General features: G+C 37.0%; 15 protein-coding genes and 1 riboswitch. Of the genes, 3 read left to right on the top strand and 12 right to left on the bottom strand.

The window, feature by feature from the left end; all coding sequences use genetic code 11:
• Positions 1-10: 10 nt before the first annotated feature.
• From rsgA to ACN6MX_RS19200, 3 genes are all read right to left on the bottom strand, one after another.
• Positions 11-1,018: a ribosome small subunit-dependent GTPase A gene (gene rsgA, locus ACN6MX_RS19190; RefSeq protein ID WP_419962666.1), complete on the bottom strand. Its 1,008-nt coding sequence runs from the start codon at positions 1,016-1,018 to the stop codon at positions 11-13.
• A 554-nt stretch (positions 1,019-1,572) separates the two neighbouring features.
• Positions 1,573-2,496: a S66 peptidase family protein gene (locus ACN6MX_RS19195; RefSeq protein ID WP_419960367.1), complete on the bottom strand. Its 924-nt coding sequence runs from the start codon at positions 2,494-2,496 to the stop codon at positions 1,573-1,575.
• A 397-nt stretch (positions 2,497-2,893) separates the two neighbouring features.
• Positions 2,894-3,262, bottom strand: a complete 369-nt coding sequence (locus tag ACN6MX_RS19200) for a hypothetical protein (protein ID WP_419960368.1) — start codon at positions 3,260-3,262, stop codon at positions 2,894-2,896.
• Positions 3,263-3,504: 242 nt separating this feature from the next.
• On the opposite strand from ACN6MX_RS19200, the gene ACN6MX_RS19205 reads away from it, so the two are divergent.
• Complete coding sequence (locus ACN6MX_RS19205; protein ID WP_419960369.1) at positions 3,505-4,998, top strand: glycine betaine uptake BCCT transporter; 1,494 nt, start codon at positions 3,505-3,507, stop codon at positions 4,996-4,998.
• A 168-nt stretch (positions 4,999-5,166) separates the two neighbouring features.
• On the opposite strand, the gene ACN6MX_RS19210 is transcribed toward ACN6MX_RS19205, so the two are convergent.
• From ACN6MX_RS19210 to ACN6MX_RS19220, 3 genes are all read right to left on the bottom strand, one after another.
• The gene (locus tag ACN6MX_RS19210; protein ID WP_419960370.1) at positions 5,167-6,267 is read right to left on the bottom strand and encodes a 5-methyltetrahydropteroyltriglutamate--homocysteine S-methyltransferase; all 1,101 of its coding nucleotides are present in this window, start codon (positions 6,265-6,267) and stop codon (positions 5,167-5,169) included.
• Between the two features lie 14 nt (positions 6,268-6,281).
• A complete protein-coding gene (locus ACN6MX_RS19215) occupies positions 6,282-7,019 on the bottom strand; it encodes a cyclase family protein (RefSeq protein ID WP_419960371.1) in 738 nt (245 codons plus the stop codon).
• A 94-nt stretch (positions 7,020-7,113) separates the two neighbouring features.
• Positions 7,114-7,213, bottom strand: a riboswitch (SAM riboswitch).
• 67 nt (positions 7,214-7,280) lie between these two features.
• Positions 7,281-7,706: a protein-tyrosine phosphatase family protein gene (locus ACN6MX_RS19220; RefSeq protein ID WP_419960372.1), complete on the bottom strand. Its 426-nt coding sequence runs from the start codon at positions 7,704-7,706 to the stop codon at positions 7,281-7,283.
• Positions 7,707-7,957: 251 nt separating this feature from the next.
• Between ACN6MX_RS19220 and corA the strand changes: the two genes are divergently transcribed.
• On the top strand, positions 7,958-8,920 hold the full coding sequence (gene corA, locus ACN6MX_RS19225; RefSeq protein WP_419960373.1) for a magnesium/cobalt transporter CorA: 963 nt from the start codon (positions 7,958-7,960) through the stop codon (positions 8,918-8,920).
• 38 nt (positions 8,921-8,958) lie between these two features.
• Here the strand turns inward: corA and ACN6MX_RS19230 are convergent, their stop codons facing one another.
• The 4 genes from ACN6MX_RS19230 to ACN6MX_RS19245 form a co-directional block, all read right to left on the bottom strand.
• The gene (locus tag ACN6MX_RS19230; RefSeq protein WP_419960374.1) at positions 8,959-9,765 is read right to left on the bottom strand and encodes a hypothetical protein; all 807 of its coding nucleotides are present in this window, start codon (positions 9,763-9,765) and stop codon (positions 8,959-8,961) included.
• Between the two features lie 129 nt (positions 9,766-9,894).
• Positions 9,895-10,272 (bottom strand): hypothetical protein, encoded by a 378-nt coding sequence (locus tag ACN6MX_RS19235; RefSeq protein WP_419960375.1) that lies wholly within the window; start codon positions 10,270-10,272, stop codon positions 9,895-9,897.
• A 19-nt stretch (positions 10,273-10,291) separates the two neighbouring features.
• Entirely contained in the window at positions 10,292-10,765 is a 474-nt protein-coding gene (locus ACN6MX_RS19240) for an acyl-CoA thioesterase (protein WP_419960376.1), read from the bottom strand.
• Positions 10,766-10,815: 50 nt separating this feature from the next.
• Positions 10,816-11,784, bottom strand: coding sequence for a DUF4003 family protein (locus ACN6MX_RS19245; protein WP_419960377.1), 969 nt, complete (start codon positions 11,782-11,784; stop codon positions 10,816-10,818).
• A 160-nt stretch (positions 11,785-11,944) separates the two neighbouring features.
• Here ACN6MX_RS19245 and rluF point away from each other — a divergent pair, with 160 nt between their 5' ends.
• Positions 11,945-12,649: a 23S rRNA pseudouridine(2604) synthase RluF gene (gene rluF, locus ACN6MX_RS19250; protein ID WP_419960378.1), complete on the top strand. Its 705-nt coding sequence runs from the start codon at positions 11,945-11,947 to the stop codon at positions 12,647-12,649.
• A gap of 89 nt (positions 12,650-12,738) precedes the next feature.
• On the opposite strand, the gene ACN6MX_RS19255 is transcribed toward rluF, so the two are convergent.
• Both ACN6MX_RS19255 and ACN6MX_RS19260 read right to left on the bottom strand, forming a co-directional pair.
• The gene (locus ACN6MX_RS19255; protein WP_419960379.1) at positions 12,739-14,280 is read right to left on the bottom strand and encodes a Mur ligase family protein; all 1,542 of its coding nucleotides are present in this window, start codon (positions 14,278-14,280) and stop codon (positions 12,739-12,741) included.
• A gap of 149 nt (positions 14,281-14,429) precedes the next feature.
• Positions 14,430-14,723 carry a DUF6509 family protein gene (locus tag ACN6MX_RS19260; RefSeq protein ID WP_419960380.1) on the bottom strand — a complete coding sequence of 98 codons (294 nt, stop codon included), beginning with the start codon at positions 14,721-14,723 and terminating at the stop codon, positions 14,430-14,432.
• Between the last annotated feature and the right edge of the window lie 275 nt (positions 14,724-14,998).

A 14,998-nucleotide genomic window follows, 5' to 3' on the forward strand; every position in this document is an offset into this window, starting at 1 on the left:
GCATCTTAAACTAGATTTTCTTTTTATAATTATTTCGTTGAGACTTTGTAATTTGCTTCCATTTATTTGTTTCGGCTTTTTTAGCTATTGCGTCATTTTTTCGATCGATATGTGCAAGTTCCCTCATTAGTTTTACATAGCTTTTATAGCGTTCATGTTTAAGCATACCCTTGTAAATGGCCTCTTGAATAGCACAGCCCGGTTCTTTTACATGCTGACAATCACGAAACCGGCACGCTAAAGCAAGCTCTTCGATATCCTGAAAACTAGCACTAACCCCATCACTCGTATCCCAAAGTTGAAACTCCCTCATACCAGGTGTATCGATTAATAAACCACCTTCTGGTAACAGCGTCAGTTCTCTATGCGTGGTTGTATGGCGTCCTTTACTATCATCTTCTCTTATATCATTTACAACCATTACCTCTACACCTGATAAGGCGTTAATCAAAGAAGATTTCCCAACTCCTGAAGATCCTAAAAGTGCACCTGTTTTATGCGCAGCCAAAAGACTTCCTAGACGATCAATACCCTCTCCTGTAACACTACTTACTGCAAATATGTCTACGCCAAATGCAATAGCCTCTACTTCTTTAATATAATATTCTAAGTCATCACAGGCATCTTTTTTTGTTAACACAACAACTGGTGTCGCTCCTGAATCCCATGCCGCCAATAAGTATCTCTCTAATCTACGGACATTGAAATCATGATTGAGCGACATCACTAGAAATACATAATCTACGTTAACTGCAATCAGTTGAATCTCTGTCGTTAATCCCGCCATTTTCCTAGAGAACTGCGAGCTACGAGGAAGTACTTCGTGAATGATTCCTTTTTCCTCACCAGGCATCTGCTCAATCACTACCCAGTCTCCAACTGCCGGAAATGCTTCCCTATCATGATCAAACTTAAATTTCCCAGAAAGGGAGCTTAGTAACTCTCCTTCATTGGTCATAACTCTATACAAATTTTTATGTTCCAGTAACACCCGTCCCGCAATTCCACTACCTGTCATTTTTTCTTCCCAATTACTATTCCAACCATATTGTTCGATTAAATTCAATTTAACTTCCTCCTAATTTCCGTATGGATAAAAGCACAAGCTGTACATTAACGACAGCTATAGCTAAACAATAAAAAAACCATGACTGCACGAATCAGCAGTCATGGTTTCCCGGCCATTAGTAAAGAAGCATATATCTGGTTAGAGACATACAGAGTGGGACATCATGAACTTACTGATTCGTGGATACGTATATACATTTGCCATAATGCCTCACTCCTTTTCTTTAAGTTATTTTCAGAATACTACAAGTATTAGCTCTTCGTCAATATAAATTTAGGAAAGTTGCTATTTTGAATGTAGATGAGTCAATTTCTAAATAGATTATTTAGTAGTAAAATCCGAACAAAACTGATTTCCACTTTAAGCGGATGCTTTCTGTGTGCGAGTTCGAGCAAATATGATTCTAACTACAAATTGTCGACACACACTGTTGGAATTCAAGTCTTCTTTCCTATAAACGCTCTCTGTAGGGCTCTACTTTCTTGCTGATGCTGCGGTCTCCTCTATTCTACTCCAGGTAATATTGTTAGAGATAAGTTATTCGCATCCAATTCTGCTTCTATTCCAAGTGGCACTGCAAAATGGGGTTCGCAATGACCAATTTTAAATCCTTTCACAGCAGGCTTTCCTAAATTGCCGATATAATGATTGAATACTTCATCTAAAGATAAAGAAACCAATCTTTTTTTAGGCTCTGCATCACTAAAGTTACCAATGACAAACCCAGCCGCTGCATCTAAAATTCCCGCTTGACGAAGTTGGTTAAGCATCCTATCCACTTTGTATGGCTCTTCTCCGACATCTTCTATGAAGAGAAGTTTTCCTTTTGTGTTTACTTCGTATTTCGTACCTATACCATTAGCAAGCAGCGATAAATTACCTCCTGTTAATTCTCCTCTTACAATGCCTCGAGAAACTTGTGTCAATGGAGAAATTGCTTCGGTATAATATAGCTCCATCGGATTAAATAATTGCTGAAACATTTTTTGAGATAGCTCGGAGAACGTATCTTTTCCTACATCCGAGGCTAGCATTGGTCCATGGAAGGTGACGATATCCGAAAATAGATTCATCCCTGTATGTAGAGAGGTTATATCGGAGTAGCCCCAAAAAACTTTTGGATTCTCATGCATCAATTGAAAATCGATTTGATCAGTATAGCGTGCAGAACCGTAGCCTCCGCCCGCACAAATAATTCCTGCAATATTCGGGTTAGCAAACATCGCATGTAAATCCTCCAAACGCTCCTTATCGGTACCAGCTAAATAACCATGTACATTTTCTACACTTTTCCCTAGTTGGTAAGACAAGCCAAGCTCCTCTAAGAAAGTAAAAGAACGCTTTAAGTTTTCTAAATTTGGTGGACTTGCAGGAGCAATAATTCCAATAGTATCTCCTTTTTGCAATCGTTTCGGGCGTATTTTCATATGTAATTTCTCCTTTATGATGAAAGCCTTGATAAACTAACTTACAGCAAATTTTAACATAACTATAATGAAAAAAGAGCGGCACAAAATAAGTGATATGGCAAGTAAGATATACCAACAACTGCAAATACTATAGCTAAAGTCTCCTGTAATTTAAGAAACATTTAAATGTAATACTTCTATAGGCAGATTATTCATCTTAGAATGATTACTTCTTTTATATCTTTTGATAAGAGACTTTCTATAATTGCATGTGCTTCTTGGGTCATTATACGTCTTGCCCGTTCGTAATTATGCTTATAAGGTTTTATAGACCGAAAAAGCAAATGCACTTTTTTAATAAAAGGCATTTGCTCTTGTTTTCTATATAACCTAGAAAAACTATCGTATCGATGAATTATCTATTCTGACCTGGGAAGAACTGTTGCTGTCCGAATTGTTGTTGCCCGAATTGTTGTTGCCCAAATTGTTGCCCGTATGGCTGACCAAATGATTGTTGTGGAAACTGCCCATGTTGCATAGGGAATGCCTGTTGACTTCCAGGTGCCATTACATTTTGATTAGTCACTGTATAAAAGTGTTGAGGGACGTTTACGATATGTTCTCTATTCACATTTACAATTGGATGGATAACAGGTTGCACTCTTGGTAAGAACGAATCACGCACTCGGTATTGTGGGGGACAAACAACTGGTTGCGCAGCTGGTTGTTGCCACTGCGTTTGCTGACAGGAATTACAGGAACAGGGTTGACGATGTTGATTCATTGTTAATTCACCTCCTTCTTGCACTACTATTAGTAAATGCAAGAGGACAGAAAGCAAACTAGACAAACATCACCATTTAAAAAAAATAAAAATAACTTACAAGGCTTTCTTTAAGAAGAGGAAGTTTCAATATCGTCTAAATTGGAAATACTTAAATGAATCTAGGTATAGTTGTATCGGTTGATTCGATATCATTTTATTAGTATAGTTAACGATTTAACTTTAAATATTTAGGGGGAAACATGAGAAAATTATCAAAGGTATTTTATATTACAATGAGTTTAATAGTTTTAGCTGTCGGATATGGAGCTTTAGCACCCGCAAGTTTTGAAGCCATTACTACGACTATTAAAACTTTTGTTGCTTCTTCATTTGGTTGGTACTACATGTTACTTATGACATTTATGTTAGCATTAAGCATCTTCTTCATCTTCAGTCCATACGGAAAAATTCGACTTGGAAAAGATACAGATCGTCCAGAGTTTTCAACTGTTACTTGGATTGCTATGTTATTTTCTGCCGGGATGGGAATTGGACTTGTCTTTTATGGGGCTGCTGAACCTTTATCACATTATGCCATCAATCCTGCTACAGCAGAACCAAATACTAGTACGGCTTTTAAAGAATCACTCCGCCAAACTTTCTTCCACTGGGGATTCCATGTTTGGGCTATGTACGGAGTTGTAGCGCTATCTCTTGCTTTCTTTCAGTTCCGTAAGGGAGAGCCGGGTTTAATCTCCTCCACATTAAAGCCTATTTTCGGTAAAAAGATGGAAGGACCTTGGGGTACGCTCGTAGATGTACTCGCTGTCTTTGCTACAGCATTTGGAGTCGCTACTTCTCTTGGCTTTGGTGCTGTTCAGATTAACGCAGGCCTAAATTACTTATTCGGCTTCAAAATTGGGATCACATCTCAAATCATTATTATTGCTGTTGTCACTGTCCTATTCGTAGCATCCGCTTGGTCAGGGTTAAGTAAAGGGATAAAATATTTATCCAACACAAATTTGATATTGGCTCTTGCTTTACTTGGTTTTGTCATTATTACTGGTCCAACATTACTTATTTTCGATATGTTTACGGATTCTTTCGGTGGCTATTTGGGAAATATTGTACAAATGAGTTTCCGTACATCCCCATTAAATGAGCATAATCGAGAATGGCTCAACACTTGGACTATCTTTTATTGGGCATGGTGGATTTCATGGGCACCATTTGTAAGCATGTTCATCGCTCGAGTATCGAAAGGTCGCACGATTCGCGAATTTGTTACCGGTGTTCTTGTAGCTCCTACTTTACTAGGTGCAATTTGGTTCTCGGCTTTTGGTACGACGGCAATTGATTTTCAAAAAAGAGGAATTGCCGATTTAGCACAAGCTTCTACTGAATTGACTATTTTTGAAATGTTCAACTTGATGCCGCTCTCCACATTTGTCTCTGTTTTTGCTGTCATATTGATTGCATGCTTTTTCATTACTTCAGCGGATTCTGCCACTTTCGTTCTTGGTATGCAGTCGACACATGGGTCACTGACACCACCGAACAATGTGAAGCTCGCTTGGGGAATCACATTATCTATTATCTCAATTATATTGTTATCCGTTAATGGATTAGATGCATTGCAAAACACAATAATTATTGCAGCGTTACCATTTTCATTTGTTATGCTGCTTATGATTTTTTCACTTTTGAAGGCATTAAAAGCGGAAGCAAAAATAGTGAAAACAAAAAAATAGAATAACAAAAATGCCAAGGGTTTATTCATTCCCTTGGCATTTCATCTATTATCTTAATTAGTTACTTTCTTTCTCATTATCAAATGAGACGCGAGAAAGAAAGTTATATTTTACTCGTCTACCGTCTTCTACAAATGAGTAAGGAAGGTAGTCGAAATGTTACACAGATTAACCCCAAACTTCTTTAGAAATATCAACAATGTATTTTAATTTTTCCCATTGTTGTTCTTCTGTAAGCTTATTCCCGTGATGAGTAGAGGCAAAGCCACATTGTGGGCTGATACTCAACTGCTCAAGAGGAACGTATTGAGTTGCTTCCTCAATACGAGCAAGAATATTTTCTTTGTTTTCTAATTCACCTGTTTTAGAGGTGAAAATACCTAACACCACTTTCGCTCCTCCGTTTGGAATATGAGCAAGCGGTTGGAAATCTCCAGAACGATCATCGTCATATTCCAAGAAAAATCCGTCTACTTTTTCTTTTGCAAACAATGTCGGAGCAATCAGAGCGTAGCTTCCACCAAATGCCCATGTGGATTGATAGTTTCCGCGGCAAAGATGTGTCGTAACTACTAAGTCCTCTGGTTTATTTTCTAAAATTCCATTTACGACACGTAGAGCTAGATCGATTAATTTTCCTCTTTCTCCTTCCTTATACGGAAGATCTGGGGAAGACAGACCTGCAATATAAACATCATCGATTTGTAAATATCTAACTCCTGCCTCATAAAAAGCTTGTATCATTTCTTGATAGGCCGCAACTACATCCTTTGCAAAGTCTTCAACATCTGGGTAGATACTTTCATCACGGATTCCAGGATGGAACAATTGGTTAGGACTTGGAATAGTCTGTTTGGCAACTGCTCGACCAGCTACAATCTCATTGAAATCAATAAAATCTTGGATAAATGGATGTTCTGCGTTGAAAGAGATTTTGCTGATATTGCGAACTTCGTATTTCTCTGTTTCTATCCCTTCAAATTTGTATCCTTTTTCTGGTACATACCCTTCAAAACCATTTAGATGTTCTAAGAAGTCTAGATGCCACCAGTCACGACGAAATTCTCCATCTGTCACAAGCTCAAGACCCACCTCGATTTGCTTATCAACAATTCGATGGATTTCTTTTGTTTCTGTTGCTTTTAATTGTTCTCTTGTAATCGTTCCCTCCTTATACTCTTTTCTTGCTGCTAGTAAACTTTCAGGTCTCAACAAACTTCCTACATGGTCTGCTCTGAATGGTGCTTGAATAGCCGTTTTAACTGTCAATTTCTCTCTCTCCTTTATGGTAAGATCGCAAATGATCGAACCGGGAATCCAGATGCTTTCTCCGGCTTTGGAACGATGTTGAATATAACAGCTCCTTTTGTTGGAAGCTTATCTAAGTTCGTTAATAATTCTATTTGGTAAGTATCTTGCTCAAGTACATAATATTCCCCGTGTAATGCACCATTTTTTTGATAATCGACGCTTGAATCAGTGTCAAATGTTTCATGTCCAATAGCCTTAATCTTTCTTTCTTGAAATAAAAACTTTAATGCTTCTAATCCCCAACCTGGTGCATGGTTATTACCATCTGCATCTTTATTGTTAAATGCTTTTTCGTCAGGCCAACGTTTACTCCAATCGGTTCGAAGTGCGACAAATGAGCCTTCTTCGATTTTTCCGTATGCTTTTTCAAATGTGAAAATATCATCCACGGATAGAGTAAAATCATTATCTTCAGCTACTTCCTTTGACTGATCAATGACGACTAACGGTAATACGAGTTCTTTCAATTCTAGCTCTTCTAAGTAACGCGTATCTCTCACAAAATGAATAGGCGCATCGATATGTGTGCCGTATTGTCCTGCAAATTGAAAGCTTTGTGCAAAGAATCCATCGTCATGATTAAACAATGTAGCTATTTCTGCTGCCTTAAAAGCTGAAAAATGTGGTGAATCTGCTCCGAATGTGTGCGTTAAATCTACCCATTGCTTTTCTTTTAATACGTTGAAAGCTTGCAATAATTCTGATGACATACTTGACTTCTCCTCCTATTTTTTATAGTTAAAATCAAATAAAACCCCTTCTTAGAAACAAGAAGAGGTTTACACGTCACCAGTGATTATTCTCTTCTTATCTTCAAGCTAACGCTTCTGGAATTAGCACAGTACAAAATTGCCTGTTGCTGAGGTATCATAGGGCCAAGTCCCTCCACCTCTCTTGATAAGAAAGTTGTTTTATTTGATTAATGCCTAGTATACAAATAGAAATTACTTAAGTCAACAGTAATTTTCAATTTATTTAGAATATACTCTTTTTAGAGACTCTCTCTGGTCTTCTTTTAGATTTATCTTTGATCGGATTGCTTTGGCTTTTTCTTCCGCTTCCTCTACTGTTTCAGCTAGATTTAACTCCATTAGAGTAGCAACTGCCATTGTTCCCGCTCTTCCCCCTCCCGAATTACAGTGGAAGTAGATATTTTTGCCGTTATTATATGCTTGTACTACTTCATCAACAGCAGCTTTTATAGAGACAGCCTGTTGCTCTAGTCCATCTAAAATTGGTTGATGCACCTTTAAATTTTCTGCAGGATGACTGTTAGACGAAACCCTTAAATCGAAAATAACATCTATATGTTCATTTGCTAATAAAGGTTCGACCCCATCTACTCCTCCTACAAATATACGATTTGGGATTAAAGCTTCATAATTATTCTTATCCATACTATCTCTCCCTTGTTTTAGATTCATTATAACAGGGAGACTATGAGATAATAAGAAAAGCGCAAGTGATTATGCTTTGGAAGTCAGTCTAAGTTCACGACATCGTGTCGCAACGACTGACCCGCATCGTGCATCCTGAAATCCTGAAGCGACACAAGAGGCTAGGCACTGGAGCTGAACAGATACTAATTAAAACGCTGTATATTCTAATTTAATAAGAAATAAGAATGCGTTGAAAGCGAGGGATTCCTATGATTAGAACGATTGGTATAACGACCGATCATGAAATAATAAGTGACTTTCCTTTAGAGGATATAAGACATAAAAAGTTTGAATGGTATTGGATTGATATTGGAGAGCCCTCTAAGGAAGAGCAACTTATACTTAGTTCTTTTTTTCATTTTCACCCGCTGGCTATTGAAGACTGTCTACAAAGACTACAGCGCCCTAAAGTGGACTATTATGATGGATACAACTTCCTTGTTTTACATACATTTAACGAGGAAACATTGGAAGCAGAAGAGCTAGATGTATTTGTTAGTCAGGATTATGTGGTGTCTTTTCATTTCCATCCAATGCATGAAATGGAGCAAGCACGAGAGCGTATTAGAGAAAATCCCCAAGGTTGGGAAAGAGGTGCTACCCATGCAACTTATCATATTGTCGATAAAGTGGTGGATGCCTATTTTCCAATTGTCTACAAAATTGAAGATTATTTAAACGCTGCAGAAGACAAACTTACTTATGATATGCGCCATTTTTCTATGGATTTGGTGTTTGATCTTCGAGGTGACTTGTTACGTTTAAGACGTACAGTAATTCCTATGAGAGATTTACTTTATCGAATGTTAAATTCAGAACGGATGAATTTACAGCAAACTGAACACGCCTATTTTGCAGATATTTACGATCATTTAATACGACTGACGGAAATGATTGAGTCTAATCGGGAGCTTACAGCTGATATCCGGGATAGTCATATGTCGATAAACTCAAGTAGGATGAATCGTATTATGATGATCTTAACAATTGTATCGACCGTTTTCATCCCACTAACGTTCATCGTTGGAGTATATGGGATGAACTTTGCGAATATGCCCGAGCTTGAATGGAAATATAGTTATTTTGTGGTGCTTGGCGCTATGATTCTCATTGCTGTTTCCATGCTTGGTTGGTTCAAATACAAAGGATGGTTTAACTTGTTTAAAAATTAATAAAAAACGAGTAAGTTCTATGTGAACTTGCTTGTTTTTTATTGACTGGCTGTCCAGTAGTAAAACAATGCTGTAAAAGTAAGTCTTTCTTTATGAGTCAAATTATGGGCAAGTGATACATGAACATTCATCGCCTGCACCTCAAATGCAGGATGTGTAGCATAGGGGAATATCCCAAAACGATAGGTCGCTAACCGGTGGCCATTTAAATCATCGACATCAATATCTCCATACATACTTTTCGCTTCCATTTGAAGCAGCTTTTCATTCTTGGCATCAAATATAATAGCTCTATTTTTTAGAGACATTGGTGGCATAACAATTGTAGTTACATGAGTTTGAGTATGGTCGTGTACCTTCATTTGTATAAATTTAAGCTTATTTTGAATCGTAAACGTACAAACTAACTTTTCATCCATCGTTTTTAATTGATAGGTGATTGGAAAGAACATTCCCATTTTGAAAACATTAAATGTGGATAGTTTACGTCGAAAAGGCTGTTCATCCGTAGGAATTATTTTATACAAGCGTTCACCTGTACTGGACACTAAATAAGTTTGAGGGATAAGCGAAATATCCCGTTGGAAGTTAAGTTCTTTAACTGGAAAATCTGCCGAGTAATAGTCACTATCTATTTTTCCCTCATCCGGCAACTTTTCCGATGCATGTTGAAAGAAAAAAGAAGAGCTATATAAGATAAAAAACGTAAAACAAACGATTAAATGATTTTCAAAATCCTTCCACAAGTCGTCTTTAAAAAGGATAACAAAAGCTATGTATATTACGATTAAGGTCAGTGATCCTACTCTCAGAGACTTTGCTGTTTTTTCATAAATATGCTTCAAGTTTTTCACCTCTATTAGTCTATACGAAGAGATAAAAGAAATAGATTCACCAAATGTTGAAAAGTACAATACGGTATGTCTAAAACAAACCCGTGTAAAGACTATACATCTAAAGTCTTTACACGGGTTTCATGGTTTTTCTAAAGCTCTTCCGAATAGCTTGCCGATAAAATACCACAGAATATATATACCTACTATGATACACGCAAAAAATAGGACACTTTCCATTTTTTGCGGTAAACCTATAGGCTCTAAAAATATTTGAATCATTACTAGCAAATAAATGATGCCTGCAATACCTGCTAGTAATACGACTCCAATAATGGATAACTGCGAATAGGTTAATTGTTTAATATGATGACGATGCCTAATAAATTCTAAAAGAATGACAAGTGTAATTGCTGTGAAAGTGATGGTAACTTCATGAAGATAAATCGAATTGATTAAATATATGACAAGCAACATAATCATCAGATATTTGTATAGTGAATCAATTTGTTTTAGCACTTAGCCACTTCCTACTCCTTTAGTATTTCATTTCCAAACGTTGCTTTCGATGAGCACGTCTAGCAGGTCCTGTTTCATATAAACGTTTTTCTTGCTCAGTTTCTGGATGTATTCCAGGTACGGGTACCGGTCTTCCAATTTCGTCAACAGCAACCATCGTGACATATGACTCCGTCGTTAGTTTTTCTTCCCCAGTAATTAGGTTCGTTGATGTTACTCGAACATAGACTTCCATGGAAGAACGACCTGCAGAAGAAACGACTGCCTCTAGCTCCAGTACTTCTCCCGCTTTTGCAGAGGAAAGAAAGTCTACAGAATCTATTGAAGCTGTAACTACAGCACCCTGTGCGTGTTTCATGGAAGAAATAGCTGCAATTTCATCGATAAATGCAAGTACTCTTCCACCAAAAATTGTTTCGTGATGATTAGTATCCGGTGGCAAGATTAAATGCGTTTGAATAGTTCTAGATTGACTCATTGGATTGGTGTTCATAACTCTAACTCCTCTTATATAGATAATCTATGTTTAGTATAGCATGTTCATTAATCCGAGCCAGCATTTGATGCTGTAGCGGCACTCGTTGCTGCGATAGTTGAAATCATGATCGCTTGTTGCGCCTGCAATATAAGCTCAAGAGAAGTGGCCATGGAAATCGCTGCAGTTGTATAAGCTGCCTTGGAAGATCTTAAGGACAATCCAAATGCGATAGGTAGAACTGAGTCCTTATACCACGAAAACAATTTCATACTAGCGATGGTTTCATAGTTTGTGACAATCTCGTTCAATTGTTCCTCATTTAATCTTAAAGCTGCCATAAATCCAATAATCGGATATTGTGCTTGAGATGTTTTTATTTTGACGCTTTTTAATCCATCGCGGATAATTACCGCCCTACTCACAGTATTTTCTTCATATTCTGGATTGGAATACGTAAGAACCTGAGACATCCATTGTAGTTCGTTTCCTGAATAGAACTTATGTTGCTTTAATTCTTTATAATAACGATTCATTGTTTCAGCTCTAACGGCTGTATCTCCTTCCATCTTGCCTAAAAACATAGCATATGGATAATCATCAGTAGAGGTCAAAAAACGATGATGCGCCTTCATATCATCCATCAACTTTTGTGTCATTTTCATTTCAAATGGCCATTGATCTTTTTGTTCCGACATCATAAGGGCCGCCAAATACGTATAGCTATTCATTTTAAAACCAAAATGTTTTAAAGCCTCTGCTTTGTCCATCAGCAGATTTACCGCTTGTTCTGGTTCGGCTCCTGAAACGTCTAATGTTGCAACAAACAAAGGATTTATATGAGAGCGTAATGGAGAAAAAATTCCTGCTCTTTTTTTCAAGTAGCTAGCTACTTCTTGATATCTAGTTTCATCAAATTCCTTCTCTAAAGTTACATAATACCCTGCCAGTGACAAAGTTATTCTTTTATCCACGGTCCACCCTAATGTTTTTTTCAGTGCATTAAAGGTTTGTTCTAATCTTTGTTCAACGCTCATGTAAATCACTCCTTTCCTCTTTTACGGCTATTACTCTAATTTAGTTTCAACTTTTGTTATAATTAACATAATTAGAAAAGCGGAAGACGCCGATCTGTAGTGACCCGAGCTGCTGGCGTCCGGAGCTGGACATATAATGAGTGAAAAGTAGGTGTTTATTATGCGGATTAATAAATTTTTAAGTGAAGCGGGGATCATTTCTAGACGTGGTGCGGACAAGTGGATCATAGATGGAAGAGTAATGATTAATGGAAAAGCTGCGGAACTCGGTAGTAAAGTAGAAGCTGGTGATGATGTACGCGTAGATGGTGAGCAAATTGTTGTTGAACAACCGCTCGTATATTTAGTATTAAATAAACCTGTAGGAATTACTAGTACTACAGAAACTCATATAAAAGGCAATATCGTCGATTACGTTAACCATTCATTACGTATTTTTCATATCGGTCGTTTAGATAAAGATTCTGATGGTTTAATACTACTGACAAATGACGGAGATATTGTAAATGAAATACTCCGTGCAGAAAATAGTCATGAAAAAGAGTATGTTGTGACAGTCAACGAGAAAATAACCGATACATTTATCGAAAAAATGGCTGCGGGAGTAAATATACTAGGTACGAAAACATTGCCTACTAAAGTAAAAAAGATTGGACCAAAAACGTTCAATATTATCTTAACCCAAGGCTTAAATCGTCAGATCCGAAGAATGTGTACAGCTTTAGGATTTACTGTGAAACGACTACAACGAATACGAATTATGAATATATCTATTGAAGGTCTTCCTATTGGGGAATGGCGAGAACTGACGCCAACTGAAAAAGCAGTACTATTTAAGACACTTAGTTATTCACCAAAACGGTAATAGTACATCAGTAGAAGATGGTAAACTTTTCATAAGCTAAAATTATGCAAAAAGCAGCTCCGTTTATTTGGAACTGCTTTTTACATATATTATGAGTTTCCAGCTACTCGTTTCTCAAGTGGTTGGAATAATTTCTTTTTATCGACATTTGGACGAATGACTTCAAGTTGTTCTAGTGCAAGTTTTGCCCCATAATCCATTCCTTGGCAACCAGCTAATAACAGTAAATCTCCATTTGCAACATCGTCTAGACTACGGTTAATCGCTTCTGGTAACTCTTCGTAAAGTTGAACTTCGATACCTGCCTCTTCCATAACTTCCTGGAATACAGCCAGCTCACTCTCTGAAACGACATCTTTTTGAGTAACATGTGAACGACTTAATGTGGCAATTACTTCATGTATACCAAGCTTTGGTGCCCATTTAGCAATTGTCTCGGCATTTTCCCTATTCACCGTCACACCACGATCTCCACGAATAGCATAGACAAGCTTAATACGTTTAAAGTCCATCTTTTCTAAAGTACCTAGTGTAATGTCTATATTCCCACTATTTGCGAAGTGATCATCAATAATTTTAAAGTCATCCTCAAAAATAATTTCAAAACGACGTTCTACCCCAACAAACTCCGCCAAACTCTTTTGGATAGTGGCAACCGGCACTTCACATAACAGCCCAATCACAATACTGACCATTGAATTATATACCGAGTGGAAACCTGGAGTAGAAAGTTCAACAGTAAAGCTTTGCTCGGGGATAACGAGATCCTGCGTAACTAAATCTTGTTGAATTTCCACTGTGAATTTTGCTCGACCAGTTGATAGGTCTAAATTCGTACAAATAACATCTGCAGATTGCTCCTCGACACCAATGGTGATAACCTTCGCTTTTGTCTTATTCACAAGTGAGGCCGAATATGAATCATCCAAGTTTAAAATGGCAACCTTATCAGCACCAGCATTACGAATAAGACTAGATTTATGATGAAAATAGTTTTCAAATGAGGAATGTAAATCTATGTGCTCTCGACTAATATTATTTAATGTGACGATATCAAAGTCTACACAGCCTACACGATTTAGTTCTAAAGCAGAGGAAGATACTTCCATCGTTGCATGACTGACATTTTCATCTACCATTTGCGCATAAAAACGTTGTAAATCTAGAGACTCTGGTGTTGTTAACTCAGAAGGCTCTGCATAATCCCCTATTTTCACTACAACTGTTCCCATAAGCCCCGTTTTCAAGCCATGGTTTTCTAATATGGCATTTGTCATAAACGAGGTAGACGTCTTTCCGTTAGTCGCCGTTATTCCAATCGTTTTCAACTTACGAGTTGGATGATTATAGAAAGTATCAGCAAGTGTAGCAAGCCCCATGCGTCCATTCTCTACTTTATATTGCGGTACCTCAATTCCATCGATAAAGTCTTCTACTACTAAAGCAACTGCACCATTCTCAACAGCTTGTCCTGCAAATTGGTGTCCATCAGCTTTAAAGCCTTTTATACATACAAACACTTGCCCTTTTTCCACTTTGCGTGAATTATAAGCAAGTCCCGTTATTTCTATAGGCGCGACATTTTTAGTTTCTAAAACAGGTATATGCTTCATTAAATTTGTAATCTCCATCAAAACAGCCACCTTTTATTGTAAATCTACTTCATCAGTTTACCTCAATTACGATAGGAATTAAACTCATATACCGTGTTTTGTTGTTAGGCAGAAGAATTCCTCTTAAAAAACAAAAACCAAGAAGCTCTTGTCTTCTCGGTTTTTGTTTAAATAATGTCGTTATAATGTTCTTTACAAAAAGATAGAACTATTGCTTCTTCTTCATCTTCCAAACCAAAGTCTAATACTTTTCCATTGCTTCGGTTAATGAAATGGTATTGTACAATGCGTGCTTCTGTTTCTTCTATCACTAGAATCACACGTAAATCTAATGAATTATTTTCATCAAAAAGTTCATCATCTTCAGGTACTTCAATACCAAGAAGAAATTCATAGCGATTGCCTGTTATAATTCCCGTTGGATCGTTTAGCTTATCAACCTCGTAGGATGTTATTTTCAAAAAGTCCACCTCCGTTTCTTCAGTTTATCATTTATTATAGATAATAATCCATTTTCATTATTATTAGTATAATATGTTTAATAGCTATAAATGGAGGAGTGAAAAAATGCATCTAAATCCTGAAAGGCTTATTTATATTTTGGTTCCTTTATATCTTTTACTGTTAGTCTTTGGAAAAAATATAAATGAAGTAGTTTACTCAATACTTTCCTTTATCTTAGGAATAACCATACTTTACTTAGCATATAAACTTCTGAAAAAACAACGGAAAGAAC

Source organism: Psychrobacillus sp. BM2, from assembly GCF_048572895.1.
Classification (GTDB): domain Bacteria; phylum Bacillota; class Bacilli; order Bacillales_A; family Planococcaceae; genus Psychrobacillus.